General features: G+C 44.4%; 27 protein-coding genes and 1 tRNA gene. 19 read left to right on the top strand and 9 right to left on the bottom strand.

Annotation, left to right across the window (positions count from 1 at the left end; translation table 11 throughout):
• The first annotated feature begins 45 nt into the window (after positions 1-45).
• Positions 46-279, top strand: a complete 234-nt coding sequence (vapB, locus tag QMF28_RS06440; protein WP_068323602.1) for a type II toxin-antitoxin system VapB family antitoxin — start codon at positions 46-48, stop codon at positions 277-279.
• On the top strand, positions 279-677 hold the full coding sequence (vapC, locus tag QMF28_RS06435; RefSeq protein ID WP_068323595.1) for a type II toxin-antitoxin system tRNA(fMet)-specific endonuclease VapC: 399 nt from the start codon (positions 279-281) through the stop codon (positions 675-677). The genes vapB and vapC overlap by 1 nt, the downstream gene beginning before the upstream one ends.
• A 64-nt stretch (positions 678-741) precedes the next feature.
• Here vapC and trxB read toward each other — a convergent pair whose 3' ends face one another.
• Positions 742-1,698, bottom strand: coding sequence for a thioredoxin-disulfide reductase (gene trxB, locus QMF28_RS06430; RefSeq protein ID WP_068323588.1), 957 nt, complete (start codon positions 1,696-1,698; stop codon positions 742-744).
• Between the two features lie 39 nt (positions 1,699-1,737).
• Here trxB and QMF28_RS06425 point away from each other — a divergent pair, with 39 nt between their 5' ends.
• Genes QMF28_RS06425 through QMF28_RS06410 form a run of 4 tightly spaced genes read left to right on the top strand, consistent with a single transcriptional unit; the run spans position 1,738 to position 6,520 of the window.
• Positions 1,738-4,050: a DNA translocase FtsK gene (locus QMF28_RS06425; protein WP_281741797.1), complete on the top strand. Its 2,313-nt coding sequence runs from the start codon at positions 1,738-1,740 to the stop codon at positions 4,048-4,050.
• A gap of 10 nt (positions 4,051-4,060) precedes the next feature.
• Positions 4,061-4,741 (top strand): outer membrane lipoprotein periplasmic chaperone LolA, encoded by a 681-nt coding sequence (gene lolA, locus QMF28_RS06420; RefSeq protein WP_281741795.1) that lies wholly within the window; start codon positions 4,061-4,063, stop codon positions 4,739-4,741.
• A 52-nt stretch (positions 4,742-4,793) separates the two neighbouring features.
• Positions 4,794-6,104: a serine--tRNA ligase gene (serS, locus tag QMF28_RS06415; RefSeq protein ID WP_281741793.1), complete on the top strand. Its 1,311-nt coding sequence runs from the start codon at positions 4,794-4,796 to the stop codon at positions 6,102-6,104.
• A gap of 11 nt (positions 6,105-6,115) precedes the next feature.
• Entirely contained in the window at positions 6,116-6,520 is a 405-nt protein-coding gene (locus tag QMF28_RS06410) for a hypothetical protein (protein ID WP_281741792.1), read from the top strand.
• A 76-nt stretch (positions 6,521-6,596) separates the two neighbouring features.
• Here QMF28_RS06410 and QMF28_RS06405 read toward each other — a convergent pair whose 3' ends face one another.
• Complete coding sequence (locus QMF28_RS06405) at positions 6,597-6,842, bottom strand: AbrB/MazE/SpoVT family DNA-binding domain-containing protein (RefSeq protein WP_281741791.1); 246 nt, start codon at positions 6,840-6,842, stop codon at positions 6,597-6,599.
• 134 nt (positions 6,843-6,976) lie between these two features.
• Between QMF28_RS06405 and QMF28_RS06400 the strand changes: the two genes are divergently transcribed.
• The 8 genes from QMF28_RS06400 to phoR all read left to right on the top strand — a co-directional run bounded on the left by QMF28_RS06400 (position 6,977) and on the right by phoR (position 13,808).
• Positions 6,977-7,066, top strand: a tRNA-Ser gene (locus tag QMF28_RS06400).
• Positions 7,067-7,190: 124 nt separating this feature from the next.
• Positions 7,191-8,213: a phosphate ABC transporter substrate-binding protein PstS gene (gene pstS / locus QMF28_RS06395; protein ID WP_216230462.1), complete on the top strand. Its 1,023-nt coding sequence runs from the start codon at positions 7,191-7,193 to the stop codon at positions 8,211-8,213.
• 87 nt (positions 8,214-8,300) lie between these two features.
• Positions 8,301-9,290 carry a phosphate ABC transporter permease subunit PstC gene (gene pstC, locus QMF28_RS06390; protein WP_281741787.1) on the top strand — a complete coding sequence of 330 codons (990 nt, stop codon included), beginning with the start codon at positions 8,301-8,303 and terminating at the stop codon, positions 9,288-9,290.
• Complete coding sequence (pstA, locus tag QMF28_RS06385) at positions 9,287-10,153, top strand: phosphate ABC transporter permease PstA (protein WP_281741786.1); 867 nt, start codon at positions 9,287-9,289, stop codon at positions 10,151-10,153. Before pstC ends, pstA begins: the two co-directional genes overlap by 4 nt.
• Positions 10,154-10,161: 8 nt before the next feature.
• Positions 10,162-10,998 (top strand): phosphate ABC transporter ATP-binding protein PstB, encoded by an 837-nt coding sequence (gene pstB / locus QMF28_RS06380; protein WP_281741784.1) that lies wholly within the window; start codon positions 10,162-10,164, stop codon positions 10,996-10,998.
• A 12-nt stretch (positions 10,999-11,010) separates the two neighbouring features.
• Complete coding sequence (gene phoU / locus QMF28_RS06375) at positions 11,011-11,718, top strand: phosphate signaling complex protein PhoU (RefSeq protein ID WP_216247610.1); 708 nt, start codon at positions 11,011-11,013, stop codon at positions 11,716-11,718.
• 15 nt (positions 11,719-11,733) lie between these two features.
• Positions 11,734-12,447 (top strand): phosphate regulon transcriptional regulator PhoB, encoded by a 714-nt coding sequence (gene phoB, locus QMF28_RS06370; RefSeq protein WP_281741782.1) that lies wholly within the window; start codon positions 11,734-11,736, stop codon positions 12,445-12,447.
• Positions 12,448-12,509: 62 nt separating this feature from the next.
• Positions 12,510-13,808 carry a phosphate regulon sensor histidine kinase PhoR gene (phoR, locus tag QMF28_RS06365; RefSeq protein WP_281741781.1) on the top strand — a complete coding sequence of 433 codons (1,299 nt, stop codon included), beginning with the start codon at positions 12,510-12,512 and terminating at the stop codon, positions 13,806-13,808.
• A gap of 3 nt (positions 13,809-13,811) precedes the next feature.
• Here phoR and QMF28_RS06360 read toward each other — a convergent pair whose 3' ends face one another.
• Entirely contained in the window at positions 13,812-14,012 is a 201-nt protein-coding gene (locus tag QMF28_RS06360; protein ID WP_281741780.1) for a hypothetical protein, read from the bottom strand.
• 357 nt (positions 14,013-14,369) lie between these two features.
• Here QMF28_RS06360 and QMF28_RS06355 point away from each other — a divergent pair, with 357 nt between their 5' ends.
• The 3 genes from QMF28_RS06355 to ppx all read left to right on the top strand — a co-directional run bounded on the left by QMF28_RS06355 (position 14,370) and on the right by ppx (position 17,022).
• The gene (locus QMF28_RS06355) at positions 14,370-15,086 is read left to right on the top strand and encodes an MgtC/SapB family protein (protein WP_281741779.1); all 717 of its coding nucleotides are present in this window, start codon (positions 14,370-14,372) and stop codon (positions 15,084-15,086) included.
• A 53-nt stretch (positions 15,087-15,139) separates the two neighbouring features.
• A complete protein-coding gene (locus tag QMF28_RS09960; protein WP_425594886.1) occupies positions 15,140-15,349 on the top strand; it encodes a GDCCVxC domain-containing (seleno)protein in 210 nt (69 codons plus the stop codon).
• A gap of 110 nt (positions 15,350-15,459) precedes the next feature.
• A complete protein-coding gene (gene ppx, locus QMF28_RS06350) occupies positions 15,460-17,022 on the top strand; it encodes an exopolyphosphatase (protein ID WP_281741778.1) in 1,563 nt (520 codons plus the stop codon).
• Positions 17,023-17,090: 68 nt separating this feature from the next.
• Here the strand turns inward: ppx and QMF28_RS06345 are convergent, their stop codons facing one another.
• The 4 genes from QMF28_RS06345 to QMF28_RS06330 are packed head-to-tail and all read right to left on the bottom strand — an operon-like array spanning position 17,091 to position 20,305.
• Positions 17,091-18,014: a GNAT family N-acetyltransferase gene (locus tag QMF28_RS06345; RefSeq protein WP_345739964.1), complete on the bottom strand. Its 924-nt coding sequence runs from the start codon at positions 18,012-18,014 to the stop codon at positions 17,091-17,093.
• Positions 18,015-18,053: 39 nt separating this feature from the next.
• Complete coding sequence (locus QMF28_RS06340) at positions 18,054-18,458, bottom strand: diacylglycerol kinase (RefSeq protein ID WP_281741776.1); 405 nt, start codon at positions 18,456-18,458, stop codon at positions 18,054-18,056.
• A gap of 12 nt (positions 18,459-18,470) precedes the next feature.
• Positions 18,471-19,499 carry a glycosyltransferase family 4 protein gene (locus QMF28_RS06335; protein WP_281741775.1) on the bottom strand — a complete coding sequence of 343 codons (1,029 nt, stop codon included), beginning with the start codon at positions 19,497-19,499 and terminating at the stop codon, positions 18,471-18,473.
• Entirely contained in the window at positions 19,496-20,305 is an 810-nt protein-coding gene (locus tag QMF28_RS06330) for a UDP-2,3-diacylglucosamine diphosphatase (protein ID WP_425594885.1), read from the bottom strand. The genes QMF28_RS06335 and QMF28_RS06330 overlap by 4 nt, the downstream gene beginning before the upstream one ends.
• Positions 20,306-20,409: 104 nt before the next feature.
• On the opposite strand from QMF28_RS06330, the gene QMF28_RS06325 reads away from it, so the two are divergent.
• Positions 20,410-21,198: a lysophospholipid acyltransferase family protein gene (locus QMF28_RS06325; protein WP_281741774.1), complete on the top strand. Its 789-nt coding sequence runs from the start codon at positions 20,410-20,412 to the stop codon at positions 21,196-21,198.
• Between the two features lie 51 nt (positions 21,199-21,249).
• Positions 21,250-22,155: a polyphosphate kinase 2 gene (ppk2, locus tag QMF28_RS06320; RefSeq protein ID WP_281743645.1), complete on the top strand. Its 906-nt coding sequence runs from the start codon at positions 21,250-21,252 to the stop codon at positions 22,153-22,155.
• A 5-nt stretch (positions 22,156-22,160) separates the two neighbouring features.
• Here ppk2 (QMF28_RS06320) and ppk2 (QMF28_RS06315) read toward each other — a convergent pair whose 3' ends face one another.
• Both ppk2 (QMF28_RS06315) and QMF28_RS06310 read right to left on the bottom strand, forming a co-directional pair.
• Complete coding sequence (gene ppk2, locus QMF28_RS06315; RefSeq protein ID WP_281741773.1) at positions 22,161-22,934, bottom strand: polyphosphate kinase 2; 774 nt, start codon at positions 22,932-22,934, stop codon at positions 22,161-22,163.
• Positions 22,934-23,212, bottom strand: a complete 279-nt coding sequence (locus QMF28_RS06310) for a serine/threonine protein kinase (RefSeq protein WP_281741772.1) — start codon at positions 23,210-23,212, stop codon at positions 22,934-22,936. The genes ppk2 (QMF28_RS06315) and QMF28_RS06310 overlap by 1 nt, the downstream gene beginning before the upstream one ends.
• Positions 23,213-23,521: the final 309 nt, after the last annotated feature.

Genomic DNA, 23,521 nt, shown 5'->3' with positions numbered 1-23,521 from the left:
TCGATGCAATATACAATTGCCATATACACTGGGAGATTAAAAGTTATGGCTATTTCAACTGTTTTTACAAATAACCGGACTCAAGCCGTGAGATTGCCTGCTGAAATGCGGCTGCCAGAAAATGTTCGCAAGGTTAATGTTCGCGCAAAGGGTCGGGAGCGAATAATTGCCCCAATTGAAAACATGTGGGACAACTACTTTTTAGGTGATGCTCGTGTAAGTGATGATTTTATGAATGAAAGAGGCTCTCAAGAGCAAAGCGATAGAGAGCCTCTCTAATGCTGAAGTACTTGCTAGATACCAATATTGTTATTTATGTAATGAAGCGAAAGCCACTGGAAGTGCTGAAGATCTTCAATAAAAATGCAAATCGAATGGCTATATCAACAATTACGTTAGCGGAGTTGATGTATGGTGCAGAAAAGAGTCAACAGGTTGAAAGTAATCTTAATAACATTGAAGACTTTGTAAGTCATTTGGAAGTTTTACCTTATGACATAAATGCAACCCAGCATTATGGTCAAATTAAAGCATTCTTGGAGAGCAAGGGTAAGCCTATTGGAGTAAATGATATTCATATTGCAGCTCATGCTAGAAGTCATGGCTTAACCCTAGTAACAAATAATGTATCCGAATTTAAAAGAGTCCCTAACCTTGCCCTTGAAAATTGGGTTTAGAAAAAATATCCTAATAAAAATGCCTAGCATTGCTAGGCATTTTTATTATTAAAAGTTTAGAGACTTATTCCAATGTTTCTAAATAACGCTGTGCATCTAATGCGGCCATACAACCTGTGCCAGCACTAGTTATCGCTTGACGGTAAATGTGATCTTGTACGTCGCCAGCCGCAAACACACCAGGGATATTGGTAGCAGTAGCATTGCCTTCAAGTCCGGAGTGGGTCTTGAGGTAGCCATTGTTCATATCGAGCTGACCAACAAAGAGTTCAGTGTTTGGCTTGTGACCAATGGCGATAAAGGCGCCAGTCACGGCGATGTCTTCAGTGCTGCCATCTTGTTTCTTGATGCGCACACCGGTAACGCCTTTTTCATCGCCAAGCACTTCATCTAGAGTGGCGTTCAATTTAAGTTCCACTTTGCCTTCAGCCACTTTCGCCATTAAGCGATCGTTCAAGATTGGCTCAGCACGGAATTTGTCGCGACGATGAATGACCGTTACTTTTTTCGCAATACCTGTGAGGTAGAGCGCTTCTTCAACAGCAGTGTTGCCACCGCCCACTACGCAAACATCTTGATTGCGGTAGAAGAAACCATCGCAAGTTGCGCAACCAGAAACACCGCGACCCATGAATGCCTCTTCACTTGGTAAGCCGATGTATTGAGCAGAAGCACCAGTACAAATAATTAATGCATCACAGGTGTAAGTTCCAGAATCACCAACCAAGCGAATAGGTTTCTCTTTGAGGGCTGCTGTATGAATGTGATCAAAAATGATTTCAGTATTGAAGCGTTCGGCATGCTTTAAAAAGCGATCCATGAGCTCAGGGCCTTGAACGCCATCGGCATCCGCAGGCCAGTTTTCCACGTCGGTTGTGGTCATTAATTGGCCGCCTTGAGCCAGTCCAGTAATGAGGGTAGGGTTCAAATTGGCTCGAGCAGCGTAGACAGCGGCTGTATAGCCAGCAGGGCCTGATCCGAGGATGAGAACTTTGGAGTGTTTTGGGGTATTTGTAGTCATATTCAAATTATAGATTTGCTTGATTACAATCGGTAGAACATGGCAAGAACCACATATCCGAAGTCCAAGGCTCCATTGAGCCCCGAGCCCCCAGAGAACAGCGGGCAGGGCAGGATGCCCCGCCTCTTATTAGAGGCCCGCTGGTTCATCTCCCTAGGCCTTTGCCTGGGCTTATTTGCCATTTTGCTGACCTACTCCAAGGCTGATCCAGCCTGGTCCCATGCCAGTTTTGAGGCTCCCAAGAACCTAGGCGGTCGTTTTGGGGCCTATTTAGCCGATTTAATGCTGTATGTCTTTGGTATTTCTGCCTTTTGGTGGGTAGCCTTGTTTGGGCGCCGCGTCCTCAATGGCTGGCGTGAGCTTTGGAGTATTCCCTTGCCTCCGGATCCAGAGGCTAAGCCAGACTCCCTATTAATGCGCTGGTTGGGCTTTGGCCTGACTTTAGCGTGCAGTATGGGTCTTGAGTCTATTCGGATGCATTCGCTGTCCTGGGAGCTTCCTAGGCCGCCTGGCGGCATTTTGGGTGAGCTGATTGGCGACCCATTGCAAATGTCCCTCGGATTTACCGGCGCCACTCTCGTATTGTTATTTGGCCTATGCGCTGGCCTCTCCCTGTTTCTGCATTTCTCTTGGTTAGATGTCGCTGAAAAAGTAGGGCGTTTCTTAGAGGTGTCTTTCCACCGAATTCGTGAACGTCGCGATAGCGAAGAAGATCGCAAGCTAGGTGAAGCTGCTGCAGAAGAGCGCGAAGAGTTTGTAGAAGAATTCCGTGGCCGTGTTGAAGTGGCTGCGCCAGTACAAATTGTGCGTGCACCGGTAGAGATTCCAAAGAGTGCTCGCGTAGAGCGCGAGAAACAACAACCATTGTTTGTGGATATTCCAGACTCTGAGTTGCCACCACTCGCATTACTTGATCCAGTTCCTGAAGCAAAAGAAACCATCTCTGCTGAAGTATTGGAATTTACTTCCCGTTTGATCGAGCGCAAGTTAGCTGAATTTAATGTTCAGGTAACCGTCATCGCTGCTTACCCAGGTCCAGTAGTAACGCGCTACGAGATTGATCCAGCAGTAGGCGTGAAGGGTAGTCAGATTGTGAACCTCTCACGTGACTTGGCTCGCTCATTAGGCGTAGTCAGCATGCGTGTAGTAGAAACCATTCCTGGTAAGACTTGCATGGCTCTGGAGTTACCAAATCCAACTCGTCAATCTGTGTATTTGTCAGAGATTCTGACTTCACAGGTTTATAACGACAACCATTCATTGCTAACACTCGCTTTAGGTAAAGACATTTCCGGTAGCCCAATGGTGGCTGACTTAGCGAAGATGCCGCACTGCTTGGTTGCGGGTACTACTGGTGCTGGTAAGTCTGTTGGTATTAACGCCATGATCTTGTCATTGCTCTTTAAGGCTAAGCCTGATGAAGTGCGTTTGATCATGATCGATCCGAAGATGCTAGAGATGGCAATCTACGACAAGATCCCACATTTGTTATGCCCAGTAGTAACCGACATGAAGCAGGCTTATAACGCGCTGAATTGGGCCGTGAATGAGATGGAGCGCCGCTACAAACTTATGAGTAAGTTTGGCGTGCGTAACTTAGCTGGCTTTAACAAAAAGATTGCCGAAGCAGAAGAGAAAGGTGAGAAGCTCACCAATCCATTTAGCTTGACACCGGATGATCCAGAGCCAATCTATAAAGCACCAGTGATCGTCATCGTGATCGATGAGTTGGCTGACTTGATGATGGTCTCCGGCAAGAAGATTGAAGAGTTGATTGCACGTATTGCTCAAAAGGCACGTGCTGCTGGTATTCATTTAGTTCTGGCAACACAACGCCCAAGTGTCGACGTGATTACTGGTTTGATTAAAGCCAACGTACCAACCCGTATTTCATTCCAGGTCAGCTCGAAGATCGACAGCCGTACGATTCTGGATCAGCAGGGCGCGGAAGCATTGCTCGGTATGGGTGACATGCTCTACATGGCGCCGGGTACCGGCTTACCAGTTCGCGTGCATGGTGCCTTTGTATCCGATGATGAAGTGCATCGAGTAGTCGAGTGGCTCAAAGAGAAGGGCGAAGCCAATTACATTGACGGTGTTCTCGAAGGCGCCGATGAATCCAACGTCGATGCATTAACTGGCGAGAGCGGTGGCGAAGCCGACCCGCTCTACGATCAAGCCGTTGCTATTGTTCTCGAAAACAAACGCCCATCTATCTCATTAGTGCAGCGTCATCTGCGCATTGGTTACAACCGCGCCGCACGTCTTCTTGAGGATATGGAAAAAGCAGGCCTCGTATCCAAGATGGGCAACGGTGGCAATCGCGAGATTTTGCATCGCCCATCCGAATAAGGCAGTCATTTTGCAACGATTTATATCTGCGGCACTCCTTGGAGTAGCTATCCTATTTTCAAATACGGCCTACTCTCAAGTGGAGAGCGGTGCTGAGCAATTACGTCAATTTGTGCGTAACTCTAAAACTGCCGAAGGGGATTTTGTGCAACAGCAGTTGCGTGCCCCTAAGGCGAATGAGCCGCAAGATAAAGGCTTGAAAGTTTTGCGTCAAACGCAAGGCCATTTTGTATTTCAGCGTCCAGGCCGATTTATTTGGGAAACACAAAAGCCTTACGAGCAAAAGTTGATTGCCGATGGCAAGCAATTAATCTTGTGGGATAAAGATTTAAACCAAGCTACCTTTCGTCCAGCAGGGCAGGCTTTAGCATCTACCCCAGCAGCTATTCTGTTTGGCGAAACTTCACTGGACCAGCACTTTGACTTGGTTGAGGTTGAAGAGCGTTTGGGAATGAAATGGGTTTCACTGACGCCAAAAAAAGATCCTAATGCGAAGAGTAAAAATGATCTTCCTTATACAAAGATCTCTATAGGTATGGCTAATGGCTTGCCAAAAGCTCTTGAGTTAACTGATGGGCTAGGAAGCGTGGTCCTGGTTACCTTGGATAAGATCCAGCTCAACGTCAATTTGCCTGCCAATCGCTTTACCTTTATTCCGCCTGCAGGGGCTGAAGTCCTGCGCTTAAACTAGAGCCACATATTCACTAAGCACTAAAACAAAACAAACCAAACTAGAGCAACATATGATTGATCCGCAATTACTCCGTAAAGATATCGCCGCAGTTGCTGCGCGTTTAGCCACTCGCAAGTTCCAGTTGGATGTTGAGAAATTCAACGCCCTGGAATCAGAGCGCAAATCTTTGCAAACCCGTACTGAAGAATTGCAAGCCAAGCGCAACCAATTATCTAAAGCGATTGGTATGAAAAAAGGCAAGGGTGAGGATGCCTCTGCTGAGATGGCTGAAGTTGCACAAGTAAACACCGACATGGAATCTGGTGCAGCAAGATTAAGCACGCTTCAGGCAGAGATTGCTGATTTCTTGATGGGTATCCCAAATCTTCCAGACGAGTCTGTGCCTGCCGGTAAAGACGAAACAGAAAACAAAGAAGTAAAGCGTTGGGGTGAGCAGCCTATTTTTGATTTTGAGATTAAAGATCACGTTGATCTCGGTGGCCCATTAGGGCTCGACTTTGAAGTGGCAGCCAAGATCAGCGGTTCACGCTTTGTAGTGCTCAAGGGACCAATCGCCAGATTGCATCGTGCTTTAGCGCAGTTCATGATCGATACCCATGCCACAAAACATGAGTACCAAGAAGTCTATGCACCCTATATGGTGAACGCTGCATCCATGCGTGGCACAGGCCAGCTGCCAAAGTTTGAAGAGGATCTATTCAAAGTTCCTCGCCAAATGGGTGGTGAGGATGAGGGTGGCGAAGCCAAAACAGAAAACTTCTACCTAATACCAACAGCAGAAGTACCGGTGACTAATTTAGTTCGCGATGAAATCGTGAATGCTGATAACTTACCAATGAAGTTTGTAGCTCACACACCATGCTTCCGCTCAGAGGCGGGTAGCTATGGTCGTGATGTGCGCGGCATGATTCGTCAGCATCAGTTTGACAAAGTAGAGTTGGTACAAATTACTAAGCCAGAAGATTCTATGCAAGCTTTGGAGGATCTTACTGGTCATGCAGAGAGAATCCTAGAGCTTCTAGAGCTGCCTTATAGAAAAGTGTTGCTCTGCACCGGCGACATGGGCTTTGGTAGCACTAAGACTTACGATTTAGAAGTCTGGGTGCCATCACAAAATGCTTACAGAGAAATTAGCTCATGCTCTAGCATGGGTGATTTTCAGGCGCGACGCATGCAGGCTAGATTTAAGGCCGGTCAAGGCAAGCCAGAGTTGGTGCACACCTTAAATGGCTCAGGCTTAGCAGTGGGTAGGGCATTGGTTGCTTTGCTTGAAAACAAGCAGCAAGTAGATGGCAGCATTGCCATACCTAAAGCGCTGCAACCCTATTTGGGTGGCTTAGCAGTACTCAAGCCTATTTAAAGTTTGAGCAAATGCATAAGCTCTCATTATTTCTAACCCTTATTTGTGCGGCATTGATTTCTCCAGGGGTTTTAGCGACTGAAAAAACCTATCGATGCGTGGTATTGAGTGATGCTTACATTAAAAGCAATGGAGAGCTAGATATCGTTAAAGATAGCCCCAGAATTGGCCAAGAGTTTGCAGTGGTCAAGAAAACTGGGGAAGTGGTTGGTGATGTGATGGATTCTTTGGGAAAGCCTAAAGTCATCGCATCTGGAAACAGCGGTAACGCTTACAAAGTTATTTGGACGCAAAAGTCTGCAGGTCAGAATGGTGCTTTTGTGGACTATCTCAGCATCGAAGGATTTGCAAAAGACGGTAAGAAGCCTTTTGGATTCTTCTCTGGCGCACTGCTAATGACAGGTGTTTGCGAGTAATAGATCAAATCATTGAGTGGCATTACCCGTTCAGCTGCACACAACGTTATAAAAATACTTCCATCAATATAACGCACTAGTAGTGAGCCCCAGAGCGAACTTCGTCCATTACTGATGTGCCCATCTTCAACGTAGCTCTGAATGCTCTTAATTTTTCCATAATTTCTTTGCGACTTAATTTTTGCGGTCTAATAATTAATGAGCCATCTTTAGATAGGGTTATCTCAACACTATCTCCATCTTTCAATTTGATTTCTTTGACGAAGGCAGTGGGAATGCGTAGCGCCATGCTATTACCCCATTTAGAAATTTTAATTTTCATGAGTTAGTCCTTGAATAGATATGCATAAATGTATGCCTACCTTAACGGAACTCATCCAGCTTGCCTAGCTCAAACTTTAGCCACTATCGCCCGCATGGCTTAATGTATCGATGGCTATAATGATTTATCGGTTAGGAGAGGTGGCAGAGTGGTCGAATGTACCTGACTCGAAATCAGGCGTAGGGTCAAACCTACCGAGGGTTCGAATCCCTCCCTCTCCGCCAGGCAATTAAATAGCCTTAAACCCCCTAAAAATGGGGGTTTAAGGGCTGTCATATAACCGTAATATTCCCATCGTATTGTTCTTATATCGCGCCGTTGCGCACATTTAATGTAAGGACTGACCAAATGAAATCTTTTCTAAAAAAAGCCCTAGTAATAGGTGCAATTTCACTTGCTCCAGCCGCATTTGCAGCGGATATGACTGGTGCCGGCGCAACTTTTCCGTACCCAATTTATGCAAAATGGGCAGAGGCTTACAAGGCTAAAACTGGCTCAAATATGAATTACCAGTCCATTGGATCTTCTGGCGGCATCAAGCAAATTAAAGCTAAAACAGTTGATTTTGGCGCTACTGATAACCCAGTTAAATTTGATGACTTAGAAAAAGATGGTTTAGTCCAGTTCCCTGCGATTATTGGCGGCGTAGTGCCAGTAATTAACGTAGAGGGTGTTAAGCCATACGAGTTGAAATTATCTCCAGATACCTTATCCGATATTTTTCAGGGCGTTATTACAAACTGGAACGATAAGCGAATTGTGTTGAACAACCCTGGTATGAAGATGCCTGATTTGCCAATTACCGTTGTGCATCGTGCCGATGGTTCTGGAACTACAGCTATTTTTACAAACTACTTAGCTAAGGTTAGCCAAAACTGGAAAGATGCTGTTGGTGAGGGTGCCGCAGTTAAATGGCCTGCAGCCTCATCTGTTGGCGGTAAGGGCAATGAAGGTGTTGCTGCAAACGTGTCGCGCGTTAAGGGTGCAATTGGTTACGTTGAATATGCATACGCTAAGAAAAATAAAATGACTAGCGTTTCTTTGAAAAATAAAGACGGTCAATTTGTTCAGCCTGACGACGTTACTTTTGCCGCAGCTGCTGCTGGCACAGATTGGTCTAAGATACCTGGCATGGGCACCTTTATTACTAATGCCCCTGGTGCTAAATCATGGCCTATCACTGGCGCTTCTTTTATCTTGGTTTACAAGAATCCAGAAAATAAAGCAAATGCAGCTGAAGTATTAAAGTTCTTCGACTTTGCTTTCAAGGATGGCAAGAAAATGGCCGAAGAATTGGATTACGTGCCAATGCCTGATGTGACTACTGATTTCATCCGCAAGAATGTATTTACAAAGGTAGTAACCAAGTAAGATTTGATAGTTAGCGATCTTTAATCTATCTTAAAAAACAGCTCCGCCTTGGGTGGGGCTGTTTCAATATATGAATAAGCGTAACTTATGAAAGAAACTACTCAGTCCCCCTCAGCGCCAACGCCTCAAGCACTTCGCATTGCTAAGGTGCAACGCGTTCAGGACTTTCTGTTTCATAGAATTACCCAATTTTTTGCGTTATCGGTCTTGCTTGCACTGGTTGGAATCATGATTTCTTTGGTGATTAATGCATGGCCTGCTTTAAGCACATTTGGTCCGGGATTTTTCTTCACCCAAGAGTGGGATATTGTGAATGGGGAGTTTGGTGGCCTTATTGCAATCTATGGAACCTTGGTAACTTCATTGATAGCATTGCTTATTGCCGTACCCTTAAGTTTTGGTATTGCAGTATTTTTAACTGAGTTATGCCCAAGTGCATTGCGTAGGCCTCTGGGTACAGCGGTAGAGTTGCTTGCAGCAGTTCCATCCATCATCTATGGGATGTTTGGACTCTTCATATTTGCGCCATTATTTGCTGATTATATTCAACCCGCATTAGCTAGCACGCTTGGGAAGATACCGGGATTAGGTATTTTGTTTTCCGGTGCATTTAATGGTATCGGCATTTTGTGTGCAGGTCTGATTTTGGCAATGATGATTCTTCCATTTATCGCCTCTGTGATGCGTGATGTGTTTGAGATTGTGCCGCCGGTTTTAAAAGAATCTGCATACGGGATTGGCTGTACAACCTGGGAGGTTGTTAAGAATGTCGTTCTGCCATATACCAAGGCAGGGGTAATTGGCGGCGTAATGCTGGGTTTAGGTAGAGCGCTTGGTGAAACTATGGCCGTTACTTTTGTTATTGGCAATGCTCATCGCCTATCTCCATCCTTATTTGCACCTGGCACTTCAATTGCATCAACACTTGCTAATGAATTTGGAGAAGCCGAGATTGGTAACCATCTCTCCTCTTTATTTGCTTTGGGTTTAGCGCTTTTCATTATCACCTTTGTTGTGCTGGCATGTGCAAAGTGGATGTTAAGTAATATGGAGAAGAAGCAGGGATTAAAGACATGAATAATATCTCCAACATTGATCAAGCCATTTTTGCAAGGCGTAAGCGAGCAAATAAGATTGGCTTAATGCTCTCCACTGGTGCTATGGCATTGGGGATGATCTTTTTGCTATGGATACTGAGTGTTTTGGTTTTTAAGGGCTTCTCTGCCCTTGACTTAAATTTATTTACGCAAAGCACGCCTGCCCCTGGTTCTGATGGCGGTGGTCTGGCAAATGCTATTGTGGGCAGCTTGATGTTGATCGGTTGCTGTACTCTCATAAGTACCCCAGTAGGCGTGTTGGCTGGTTTATATCTTTCTGAGTACGGAGACCGCAGTAAAGTTGCTGCAATAACCCGCTTTGTAACTGACATTATGTTGTCAGCCCCTTCGATTGTTATTGGCCTATTTGTATATGCTTTCGTAGTTGCTCAGGTCAGACACTTTTCTGGTTGGGCCGGCACAATTGCTCTAGCCTTAATTGCTATCCCTGTAGTAGTGAGAACTACAGAAAATATGTTGCGATTGGTTCCAGGAAGCTTGCGTGAAGCAGCTTATGCACTCGGCACACCAAAATGGAAAGTTGCTTTCATGATTACCCTTCGCGCAGCCCAAAGCGGTGTGATTACAGGTATCTTGCTTGCGCTGGCTCGAATCAGCGGTGAGACTGCACCTTTACTCTTTACAGCACTGAATAATCAATTCTTTTCGACGAATATGAATGCGCCAATGGCGAATTTGCCGGTAGTGATTTTCCAGTTCGCCATGAGTCCCTATGACAACTGGGTTGAGCTGGCTTGGGGTGGCGCCTTACTGATTACATTTGCAGTGCTTGGGTTAAATATCCTTGCTCGCGTGGTATTCCGAGACAAGGTACAGGGATGATGAGTAATATGAGAACAATGTTTGACTTAAATCAGGTTGATGGTCAAGGGGGTGTAGTGGATACAGCAAATCAAGAGTCGCAACAAGCGGCTATTAATGCGATTGAAGTGCGTAATCTGAATTTTTACTATGGCGCATTCCAGGGCCTAAAGAAGATCAATTTAGATATTGAACAGGGCAAGGTTACAGCATTTATCGGGCCATCAGGCTGCGGTAAATCAACGCTTCTGAGAACCTTAAATCGTATGTATGACCTATATCCAGGTCAGCGTGCTGAGGGGGAGATTAACTTCTACGGACAAAACATTCTTGAACCGGGCCAAGATTTGAATTTGCTTCGCTCAAGAATTGGTATGGTTTTTCAGAAGCCAACACCATTCCCAATGTCGATCTATGAAAATATTGCCTTTGGTGTGCGACTTTATGAAAAACTTTCTCGCTCTGAAATGGATGAGCGCGTAGAGTGGGCACTAAACAAAGCGGCTTTGTGGAATGAGGTTAAGGACAAGCTAAATCAGAGCGGTTTATCTCTTTCTGGTGGTCAGCAGCAGCGTTTATGTATTGCTCGTGGGGTAGCAGTAAAGCCCTCAGTAATTTTGTTGGATGAGCCAACTTCTGCTTTGGACCCCATTTCAACCGGTAAGGTGGAAGAGTTGATTCATGAGCTTAAGAATGATTACACCATTGCCATTGTGACTCACAATATGCAACAAGCAGCGCGCGTATCGGATTACACAGCCTATATGTATTTAGGTAGCTTGATTGAGTACGGCAAAACAGACGAAATATTTATTAAGCCCAAGCGTAAAGAAACAGAGGATTACATTACAGGCCGCTTCGGTTAATTGGAGACACACATGCCAGATAAACACCTATCATCACAATTTGACGCAGATCTTAATTCGCTCTCAAGCCGCTTGCTTGAAATGGGCGGGTTAGTGGAGTCACAAATTGCCACAGCCATGCGCGCTTTTACGCAAATGGATGCTGAAACCTGCAATGTTGTGATCGAAAATGAAAAGTTAGTCAACGATCTCGAAATCCAGATCGACTTAGCCTGTACAGAATTGATTGCACGTAGACAGCCTACTGCACGTGATTTACGTCTCGTAATGGCGGTATCTAAAGCGATTACCAATTTAGAGCGTGCGGGTGATGAGGCTGAGCGCGTTGCTAAGCGTACTAAACGTTTAATTGAGTCTGGCTTGCCACACAACATTAACGTTGCTGAGATTAGATTGTCTGGTCAGATGGCCATCTCTTTATTGCGACGTAGTCTTGATGCTTTTGCTCGTCTGGATACTATTGCAGCGGCTGAAGTGGTGCAAGAGGATCGTCAGATTGATGAGGAATTCAGAGGCTTTGTTCGTAAACTTATCACTTACATGTCTGAAGATCCTCATATGATTAGTACTGGGTTGGATATGTTGACTATTGCTAAAGCAATTGAGCGTATTGGTGATCACGCAAAAAATATTGCAGAGTTTGTTATCTATATTGCCAAGGGATCTGATGTTCGTCATATTCCTCATGAAGATTTAGTACGCGAAGCTAATAGACAATAATTAGGATCTCGAATAATGACTCACCGCATACTCATAGTTGAGGATGAGCCATCAATTGCAGAATTGATTGCGATTAATCTGTCACATGCTGGATATGAAGTAGAAAAAGCAATGCAAACAGAGCTTGCTCTGGCGATGATGAAAGATCAATTGCCTAGTCTGATTATTTTGGATTGGATGATGCCAGGAAAGTCTGGAGTGCAGTTTGCTAAAGAGCTTCGTGCAAATGACCGTACTAAAAGCTTGCCTATTTTGATGCTCACAGCAAAAAGCGAAGAATCAGATAAGGTTCTTGGGCTGGATTCTGGCGCAGATGATTATGTGACGAAGCCATTTTCTCCCAAAGAGCTGGTGGCAAGGGTCAGGGCAATACTCAGAAGGCAGACGCCTATTGAAGATACAGGCCCGTTGACTGTTGGTCCGTTAAAGTTAGACCCAAGCTCTCACCGTGTATTGGCAGTCTGGCCAAATCAGGAACCTAAACCAATTGCTTTGGGTCCTACGGAGTTCCGTTTGCTGCAATTTTTTATGGCTAACCCTGAGAGGGTTCACTCCCGTGGCAGTTTATTAGACAAGGTCTGGGGTAGTGAAGTCTATATTGAAGAAAGAACGGTTGACGTTCATATCAAACGCTTAAGGGCTGCTCTGGTGCCATTTGATTGCGACCGCTATGTAGAGACAGTCAGAGGTAGCGGCTACCGTATTACTAAGACCCCAACGGAAACTTAAGGCTTTTTAAGCATTTTTCTAGAAATTTCTAGAGGCCTTTAGAGATGCTCTAATATTGCAGCATGCTCTCCGTTTTAACCCGTTTCTTTGTCATCATTTGTGTCGCTTTTATTGCGGCATTTATCACATTGTCCTTCTGGGGTGCAGAGTGGGCTATTGCGGCTGGGGTTGCAGTACTCTCTATACCGCTTGTATATGCGTACATCAATTTAGCGCGCCTGAGAAAATACATTCTTGCAGACTCTGTCGAGAACATGCCGTTGCCAAGTGGTTTTTGGGAAGAAGTATTTTTTAGACTTCAGCGACTCGTCAGGAACCTAAAACAGCGTATACGTAGCATTGAACAGCAACACGATCATTTTATTGAGGCATTTCAAGCCTCACCTAATGGCATCGTCATGCTTGATGAAAGCGATCAAATTGAGTGGTGTAACAGCATCGCCGAAAGATTCTTTGGATTGATCTTTAAGCGCGATGTGATGCAGCGTGTAAATTTTCTAATTAGACGCCCTGAATTCATACAGTATTTGAATAAACGTAATTTTGAAGAGCCTCTCTTGATGGAGCGTATGGGCCCAGACGGCAGCTTGAGTTTGATGCTGCAAGCTTTCCCATTTGGTCAAAAACGCCATCTCCTTCTCGTGCAGGACGTTACTGACTTGCAAAAAGCAGATGCCATGCGGCGTGATTTCGTAGCCAATGTTTCGCATGAAATGCGTACGCCAATCACCGTCTTAATGGGCTTTCTGGAAACAGTTCAATCTTTGGAGCTTAAAAAGGATCAGCAGGACCAGTACCTAGACATGATGATGTCACAAGCCCAAAGAATGAAGAGCTTGGTTGAGGATCTATTGACCTTAGCTAATCTCGAGTCAAATGCATTGCCAGCTACAAATACTGTGGTGAAGATCGAAACTTTGATGGCGCTCATTAAAAATGACGCTGAAGCACTCTCACAAGGAAAGCATTCATTAAGTTTTGATGTGAAATCATCGCAAAACTTATTGGGCGATGAAAGAGAGATCCTTTCCGCCTTCAGCAATTTGGTATCAAATGCAATTCGTTATACCCCAGATGTGGGGGCAATTTCGGTGGAGTGGAAAGTTAACGAACAAGGACAGGGTGAATTTTCGGTAACGGATACTGGCCCAGGCATTGCATCTGAGCATCTTTCAAGGCTAACGGAACGCTTTTATCGTGTAGACCGGAGTAGGTCAAGAGATACCGGTGGAACTGGTCTAGGGCTGGCTATTGTGAAGCATATTGCTAACCGCCATCAGGCTCAGTTAGTGATTGAAAGTACTCCGGGTAGGGGTAGTAAATTTATGCTCCGCTTCCCAAAAGAGCGTGTCGCAGCTTAAATCTCACTCTTTCTTTTTCTTTTTCTTCTTTTTAGATTCCTTAGGCAGTTTGTCGGCTTTGCCGTTGGCATAAAGACACCAAACCTTGATCTCTTCCAGTAGTTCAACAAGATCTATGTGTGGAAGATTTTTTAGGTCAGCCAATCCAATGCTGCCAGACTCTTGCAGTTGCTTAACTGCATCTTCGTATTGATATTTACTCATGACTATTCAATCTAGGGATTAACTTAGATCCAATCCTAGCAAAGTAATGTGACAAAACTGTCATTTTTGATTCTTAGGTTATATCTTCAATCCCTATTTTTTTATGATGTGGCCGCCAATATTAATAAAACTGCCATAAATTAAGATTACGATCTTCTTTATATTTTTATAAGGAGTAATGAGCGAATGACTGAGAATCTCGTTAAATACCTTCCTTTAGCTCTCAGAGTGGGAGTGAGTAGTAAGCCAATACCTCATGAGGCTGTACTAATACCAGTTAAACACGCCGAAATCAAAAGTTTGCCCAACGATTGGTTGAGGTCCATCGGTAAATTACGATGATTAAATTTGGACACCATGGAATTTATTCACAACATTAATTTTGGTTCATTAGCTGATACAGCAATTAGTCTTTTCGCAGCCTTTCTTCTTGGTGGTTTAATTGGTCTAGAGCGCCAGTATCGTCAACGAACAGCAGGATTAAGAACCAATATTTTGGTTGCATTGGGCGCAGCAATTTTTGTGGACGCTGCAAATCGCTTAACAGGTCATGATGGTGCTGTACACGTCATGGCTTACGTTGTCTCTGGAATTGGATTTTTAGGTGCCGGTGTCATTATGCGTGAGGAGGGTAGTGTAAGGGGTATCAATACTGCCGCTACTTTGTGGGCATCAGGTGCGGTTGGTGCATGTGCTGGTGCTGATTTAATTCTTGAAGCAAGCCTTGCTACGGCTTTTATTATTGCTGCTAATACTTTGCTGCGCCCTATAGTGGGTTTAATAAATGGGCAGCCGCTGGATACTGATTCTGTTGAGGTAACTAATTCTGTTTACATCATCACACCTAAGCATGCTCAAAAACTTGTTTTAAGACAATTCATAAAGACCCTTGAAGATGCGGGGTATCAAACACAAGATATTGAAGTGCATCAATTTGGGGATGACGATGTTGAAATTCAGGCGGTATTGACTACATCTGCTGTTGATGGCAGTAAGATGGATCAACTTATTGAAAAAATTGCCAATCAAGATTTTGTAAATCAAGCATTCTGGAGTCCCAGTACAACTGATTGAGTAGCAATCTTCACTGACATAGTAGTGTCATATTCCTAGTTCAGAATTAGGCTGTGAATAAGACCATCCAATACCCGCAAGCCATTGTTACTTGCCCCCATTGTCAGAACTCTGAGATCGTTAGCTCGGACGAAGGTTCTCAGCATTTTTATCGCTGCGGTTCTTGCAGTGCAATTTTGAAGCCGAAGTCTGGAGATTGTTGCATTTTGTGTAGCTTTGGCAATCGAGATTGCTTTAGCTCTGAGCAGAACTTAGCCGCCTAAAATTCCTTTGCTCCCCAGCCAGATAGGCTTGGTATTGATTTCATCAATATGTCATGGTTTGTACATAAAATAGACATAATTGATGCAGCATTCCATTTTTGGGGAACATTTTGGCCAGCAATCCCGTAGATCCTTTAGCAATATCTGCAGACCTCGTAGCTGCGGTTGATTTAGGCTCTAATAGTTTTCGCATGCTAGTGGCCCAAGTTGTCAATACGCCCTCAGGAACTCAGCTACGTCCTATAGATACCTTACGCGAGACAGTTCGTTTGGCTGCTGGACTGACGGAAAATAAATTGCTTGGTAATGATGCCTATCAACGGGGCTTAATTGCTATTAGACGTTTTGGTGAACGCATTCGTGGATTTGATCCTGCAAATGTTCGCGCGGTTGCTACCAATACATTGCGTGTTGCTAAAAATGCCCAGCAGTTTGTTGAGGATGCGCAAGAGGCTTTAGGTTTTCCAATTGAAGTGATTGCTGGCGTAGAAGAGGCGCGTCTTATTTATATTGGGGCGGCGCATGAAGTGCAGGCTATTCAAGGTAATAGGCTTGTCATTGATATTGGTGGCGGTTCTACTGAATTCATTATTGGCAAAGGTTACGAGCCAAGGTTGATGGAAAGTCTTTATATAGGCTGCGTATCACATAGTTTGCGTTTTTTCCCTAAAGGAAATATTGATGCTCATGCTTTTAAAGAGGCTGAGCTAGCTGCCCGCCGTGAAATACAGGTGATCTCCGGAGCTTATTTAAAAAGTGGATGGAAACAAGTCATCGGCTCCTCTGGCACTGCTAGAGCACTGGCTGAATTGATTGCTAGCAATAATTTCAATGGGCACAGTGATGGATTAACGATGGGGCGCGTCAATGGAGCAAGTGGCCTCATTACCCGTGAGGGCTTAAAGAACCTCAAAAAGCAACTGCTCAAGTACGAGCATGTTAATCAGGTTGAATTGATTGGTCTCAAAGATGATAGAAGGGCCGTATGGCCTGGAGGCTTAGCAATTATGCTGGCAGCATTCGATGAATTGGGTATTGAAGAAATGGAAGTGACTGACGCCGCATTGCGTAGCGGCGTTCTTTATGACTTACTTGGTCGATCTCAGCATCACGATATGCGCTATGTCACCGTAGAGCAATTCATGCAACGTTATGCCGTGGATCGTGAGCAGGCTGATAGGGTGGGTAAATTGGCAGCAGATTTTTTACAACAACTGCCCAAGCCTGAATCAGAGAGTAGGGCAGATAACGTCGCATTATTGCAGTGGGCTGCTAACCTTCATGAAATTGGTTTATCTATTTCCCATAATGGCTATCACAAGCATTCGGCTTATATTGCTGGAAACGCTGATATGCCCGGATTTTCCAAGAATGACCAGGCAAGACTTGCTGCTTTATTGATTGGCCATACCGGTAAACTTGGTAAGTTAGCCAATAATCACGGCTTTGAAGACTGGCGCATGCTCTTTTGTTTGAGGCTTGCTCAAGTTCTTTGTCGCGGCCGAAATGACACTAGCATTCCAAAGGTAAGGGTATCGGAGCATGACGGCTCATATTTAGTGAGTCTATCAAAAGAATGGGCTGCCGAACACCCTTTGACAGAATTTAGTCTTTTAAAAGAGGCCGCAGAGTGGGAAAGAGTTGGCCGCTCTTATCAAGTCAGCTTTAAGTAACTCAAGCTAAATACAAAAAGCCACCTCATTCAGAAGTGGCTTTTTACTAAGAAATTCATTCCTTAAAGCTAGAGACCTAAGAAATGCTTTGCGTAACGCGGATTAATTTCAGACAGTCTCAGCATTGTTAATAGATCAGCAGTATTAAAGTCTGGATCCCAAGCAGGGGCACTACAAATTTTGGCTCCGAGCTTGAGGTAACCCTTAATCAAGGGTGGAGGCTGTACATCCAAGCCACCATTAAGCTTATCCAAAGGCAATGGCAAGCGTGGGAAGGCGTGGAACTCTGTCGGCGCCATTTGATCATTGCCGAGTGAGTTATAAAGGCTCGCTGCAAAGTGTCCGCCATCAGCCATGGGGATGCTGGCGCAACCCAGCATGATTTCATAGCCATTCTTTTGCATGTACTGCGCCAGGCCGCTCCAAAGAGCCATGATCACTGCGCCTGAGCGATAGTCTTGATGAACGCAAGATCTGCCTAATTCAACTAATTTAGGGCGCAGATGGTCAAGGCGAGATAAGTCAAATTCAGAATCAGAGTAGAGGCGACCAATTTCTTGAGCCTTGTGCGGGGGAAGTACACGGTAGGTGCCTACGACCTTTAGACTGTCCTGATCACGAATTAATAGATGGTCGCAATAGGCATCGAATTCATCAACATCGAGACCTTCTGCATTCATCGGTAGCATCGCTCCCATCTCTTCGGCAAAAACTTTATATCGCAATCTCTGGGCTTCTTTAATTTCACCAGGGGTGCTTGCCCAAATGACCTGAAAAGCCGGTTTTTTGGGTTTATCAATTTGAGTAGCAGGAGTTATTTCTACTTCCCTAAGCTCAGCCCTTGTTTTAGTAACAAACTTTTTCCCAAAAAGCTTCTTGGCTAATTTTTTAGAGAGCTTTTGAAGGGTATTTGTCTTTTTCTTCCTGAGCGCTTTGACTTTCTTTGGGGCAAAAATTTCAAATGAGCCGATTGGATTGGGGATATCAGACATGGATGGCCTTAATAATTAAATAGTTGGGTAGATGCTCATTTAGAGACTTAGAATCAAAGGGGTGCAGACTGCGGCCCAAAGTAGCGTTGCCACAACAAGGGCAAGCATGACAGCGGCACTACCAAAATCTTTTGCGCGCTTGGAAAGATCATGGTGCTCAAAAGAAATTCGATCTATCGCCGCCTCTACGCTGGAATTCAGTAGTTCAATGACGAGCACCATTACAAGAGAAGAGACTAGAAGTGACTTTTCTAAAAGCGATATTGGTAATGCAAATGCAATAGGCGTCAGTAATACAAGCAGGGTAAGCTCTTGTCGAAAGGCGCTTTCCTCTCGGAAGGCGTATACCAATCCGCACCATGAGTTCTTAGCAGCATGCCATGCTCTAGCAAGACCTCGGTTGCCTTTGTGTGGATTTTGGTCAACGTGGTAAGGGAAGTTCACAAATAACTTTCTTTAAGCTAATGCAGTGACGTGAACTTCTGGCGTTGGTACAGGCTTCAGATGCTGTGCAAATTGTTCGGAAGCCGCACGCCATGAAAATTTCTCAGCATGGGCACGTGCTACCTCACGTGGAATCTTGAGTGCCTGCATGCAAGCCTCTCGTAGATCTTCATTCATTGCACCTGAATTTGAATTTCCTAGTACATCAATAGGACCCGTGACTGGATACGCTGCCACAGGCGTACCGCATGCCATTGCTTCTAATAAAACTAGACCAAACGTGTCGGTCTTACTTGGAAATACAAATACATCTGCAGCTGCATACACTTTTGCCAGCTCATGTTGTTGTAATACGCCCAGATAGTTCACTTCTGGATATTTTTCTTTTATTCCAGCAAGAGCTGGACCGTCTCCTACCACCCACTTTGAACCTGGCAAATCAATTTCTAAAAATGCATTGATATTTTTTTCAACAGCTACACGCCCTACATATAAGAAGATAGGGTGAGCAGTATTAAGTGCCTTTGAATCCTGCATCTTAAAAGTGTCGAGATCTACACCCCTTGACCACAGGACGACATTCTTGAGGCCAAATTTTTCTAGATCGTCCTTAACCACAATGGTTGGCGCCATGACTGCCATAGATGGACCATGAAACCAACGAATAAATGCATAGGTAATGCTTAAAGGGATTCCGGTACGTGCCTTGACGTATTCAGGGAAGCGGGTGTGATATGCGGTAGAAAAGGGCAGGCGATTTTTTACTGCATAGGCACGAGCAGATAGCCCTAATGGACCCTCGGTAGCGATATGCATGGCATCAGGTGCAAATTCTTTAATTCGACGCGCCACCTCTTTTCCTGGGAAGAGGGATAAGGCGATATCAGGATAGGTTGGGCATGGGATCGATTTAAAACCAGTAGGGGTAATCATTTCCACTTCGTGACCCATGGCAACTAATTCTGAGCGGGTTTGCTTAAGAGTGCGGACAACGCCGTTCACTTGCGGATCCCATGCATCGGTAATGATCATAATTTTCATAGCGCAACCTCTTTAATAAGTGATTCAATAGCAGGTGGAAGGGAGGCTAGTGAAGCTTCAACGGGCTCACCCTTGATATGTGTCCAGTGAATGATTTTGAGTTCACCAGTTTGTGTTTCAACCAGGGCGGTGAGGCTTTCGACCCAATCACCATCGTTGCAGTACAACAAGCCATCGATCTCACGGATTTCTGCCTTGTGAATATGTCCGCAAACAACGCCATCACAGCCTCTCAGGCGTGCTTCTCTGGCCATAATGTGCTCAAAATCTGCGATATAGCTAACTGCGTTTTTTACCTGGTGCTTGAGGTATTGAGATAGAGACCAATACTGCAAGCCCATCTTGGCGCGGAGCATATTGAAGTAGCGGTTGATATAAAGAATGAACGAATACATGGTGTCGCCAACATAGGCGAGCCACTTGGCGTATTGCATCACTCCATCAAATTGATCGCCATGAGTTACCCATAGTTTTCTGCCATCGACCGTTGTATGGATTACCTCCTCCACTACCTTGACATCACCAAACGAAAGCCCAAAAAATTGTCTGGCACTTTCATCATGATTGCCGGGGACATAGATAACTTCACTGCCTTTACGAGCCTTACGCAGGAGTTTTTGTACTACGTCATTGTGTGATTGGGGCCAGTAGAATGACTTCTTAAGTCTCCAGCCATCAATAATGTCGCCTACTAGATAGAATTTTTCTGCTTCATTGTGTTTTAAGAAATCTAGAAGGTAGTTTGCCTGACACCCTGATGTTCCCAGGTGTACATCTGAAATCCAGATAGCTTTGTAATGCATCATGAAACAGTATTAAGCCAATGGAGTGTGAAAGCAGCATGACAGTTCTGAGGCAGTTTTGTGACGATGCAATTATTTTTGGAATTTGATTTATATTGCTAATCCATATGAGCAAGATACATTCCTCAAATCCATCGCGAAATACATCGGTAGCTTGGTGTTGGGTTCTGGTATGGGCTCACGTAATTGCCGGATTGGCCACTTTATCTTTTCAGTTTCCTTTTGCAGATCAAAAAAGGAAAAATCAACTGATCCAGGCTTGGTCAAAAAGATTGCTCATTATCTTTGGCATCGAGCTAAGACTAAAGAATCAATCCATTCTTCCTGAAACACCATTTTTATTAGCGTCAAATCACATCTCATGGATGGATATCCATGCAATTAATGCCTTTAAGCCTATCCGGTTCGTAGCAAAATCTGATGTAGAGGGTTGGCCTATATTTGGATGGATGGCAAAGCAATTGGGTACTGTGTTTATTAAACGAGACAATGCTCGCCATGGGAAGAAGGTTGCAGAGGATGTAAGCAGGGTTCTTGCATCTCATTCTGTCTGCATCTTTCCGGAGGGCACTTCCACAATAGGGGTGAGTGTTTTGCCATTTAAGCCGAATCTATTTGAATCGGCAGTGATTACTAATGCACCCGTCTATTCCTTGGCGATTGCCTATTTTTCGTCGGTGACTGGTGAGAGAAGTGAAGCTACTGCCTTCGTTGGTGAAATGGGGCTGCTAGAGTCTATGGCTAAGATATTGAATGATCGTCAATTAATCGTAGAATTAACTTTTTTGCCTCCTTCTGGAGGGCATCCAGAAGCATCTAGAGATCGCAAGTGGCTAGCCTTGCATAGCCAGGAGGCTATTTCCAACTATTTAAACGGCCATCAGCCTTTGATGTAATAAAAGTGTCATCTTTCCTGGCTATAAAGGTATTCTAGGAGTGGAATGAAAATGACATCGAAGCATAAAGAGATGGCCGAGTGGTATCGACGTGCACAAGAAGAAATTCTTGATAGCATGGATGAAGAGCTTGAGATGGAGCTTGATGATGATCGTCTTTCTCCTGATGGCGATAGCAAATCCCAGATTCCACGCAACGTATACTTCCGCGAATTATTTAGGCTGCAGGGCGAGCTAGTAAAACTACAAGACTGGGTAGTGGCCAATAAGCTCAAGGTTGCAGTCCTATTTGAAGGTCGTGATTCAGCAGGCAAGGGCGGAGCTATTAAGCGTATTACCCAGCGCCTTAATCCCCGTGTCTGCAAGGTAGTCGCCTTACCGGCACCCAACGAACGCGAAAAGACGCAGTGGTACTTTCAAAGATATATTTCTCATTTGCCTGCTGGTGGTGAAATCGCTCTTTTCGATCGAAGCTGGTACAACCGTGCTGGTGTGGAGAGGGTGATGGGGTTTTGTAATGATGAAGAATACGAAGAGTTCTTAAGAACAGTTCCAGATCTTGAGCGAATGATGATTAGCTCGGGCATTATCTTAATAAAGTATTGGTTCTCCATCTCTGATGATGAGCAGTACAACCGCTTTATGATGCGTATCCACGATCCGCTGAAGCAGTGGAAATTAAGCCCAATGGATTTAGAGGCAAGAAGGCTATGGGAGGCCTATACCAAGGCCAAAGAAACAATGCTTGAGCGTACGCATATTCCAGAGGCGCCATGGTGGGTGGTTGCCGCCAATGATAAGAAAAAAGCTCGTCTCAACTGCATCACCCATTTACTCAGTCAAATCCCGTATCAGGAAATTGACCATCCTGTCATTACATTACCTAGGCGGGTGCATAACCCAGACTATCTTCGTGGTCCGGTGCCGCAAAAGATGTACGTGCCTGAAGTCTTCTAAAGATTTTATTTCTCGAGTTTAGATAGTTTGCCATCCCACTTAAAGGCAATATCTTTATCTGTCTTCAGTAGTGACTTTTCTTTTCCAGGGTAAGAGACTCTAGAGAGTAAATCTCGAATTAAATTTAAGTGAGCCAGCTTCTTGTCGTTAGCTTTAACTATCGTCCAAGGCGCATCTTTAGAGCTGGTTCTTTCCAGCATTTCATTTCTACACTTACTGTAAGCATTCCAATTTTTCTGCGCTTGCTGATCAATAGGGCTGATCTTCCACTGCTTTAAAGGATCACTTTCCCTATCTTTAAGACGCAAAGCCTGCTCTTTCTTGGAGATATTTAAATAGTATTTCAGGATATTGATTCCTGAGCTAGCTAGGATAGATTCAAAGTCATTTACGGTTTCCATGAAATTAACGTATTGAGCTTTGGTGCAGAAATTCATGACGCGTTCAACGCCGGCACGGTTGTACCAACTGCGGTTGAATAGAACAAACTCACCTTGTTTGGGTAGTTGCGCCACATACCTCTGAAAGTACCACTCCGCAGATTCAATATCTGATGGTTTGCCAAGCGCAACAATACGCGTTTCACGTGGGCTCAGATGTTCTGTGATGGCTTTAATAGTTCCATCTTTGCCTGCTGTATCTCGACCCTCTAATATGACTAGGATCTGATCACCATTTTTGATGAGGCTGTTTTGCAGCTTAACCAACTCAATTTGCAATTTGCGAAGTTCAGAGTCGTAACTAGATTCCTCTAGCTTCACTTTATTTTTGTGACCCATTAACTTGCTTCGCTATTGACTGCTGACTTTTTAGCAGCAGTTCTTTTAGCTGGCGCTTTTTTAGTAGGGGTCTTCTTTGCTGCGACTTTCTTTACTGCAGCCTTTTTAGTAGGTGCTTTTTTGGCTGCCGCTGATTTCTTGACAGGAGTCTTTTTATCAACAACCTTTTTCTCCAACTTATCCAAAGCTTTTGCTAGCTTATCGATGAGTTTTTCTCTATCGGACTCTAGTTTATCGAGCTTTTTTAAAAGTTGCTTCACTAGTTTCTTTTGGCTCATATTTTTCCTGTAATTATTTATGGACTTATTAGTAAATCTTCACTATTAGGTTCATCCTACGTTTTAAATCTATCAATTTCAAGCAAATATGACAGTTTTATGACAGTTCTCTAATCTTTACTTTAGCGTGCCCTAGAATAGGGTTACTTTTAAATCTTTAGGCATTCTTTAAAATGAAACGTCACTACATAGCCTTCCTTCTTGGCCTCCTATTGTCAGCTTGCTCCACCCCTCATAGTGAATTCGGTGTCTATCAACAATCTGATGGAACGATTGGAGTGCATGCACCTAAGACGGCTAAAGAGACTG

It is taken from the genome of Polynucleobacter yangtzensis (assembly GCF_027924165.1).
GTDB lineage: Bacteria > Pseudomonadota > Gammaproteobacteria > Burkholderiales > Burkholderiaceae > Polynucleobacter > Polynucleobacter yangtzensis.
Note: the sequence above shows the minus strand (reverse complement) of the source record. Positions and strands in the feature narration are given on the sequence as shown.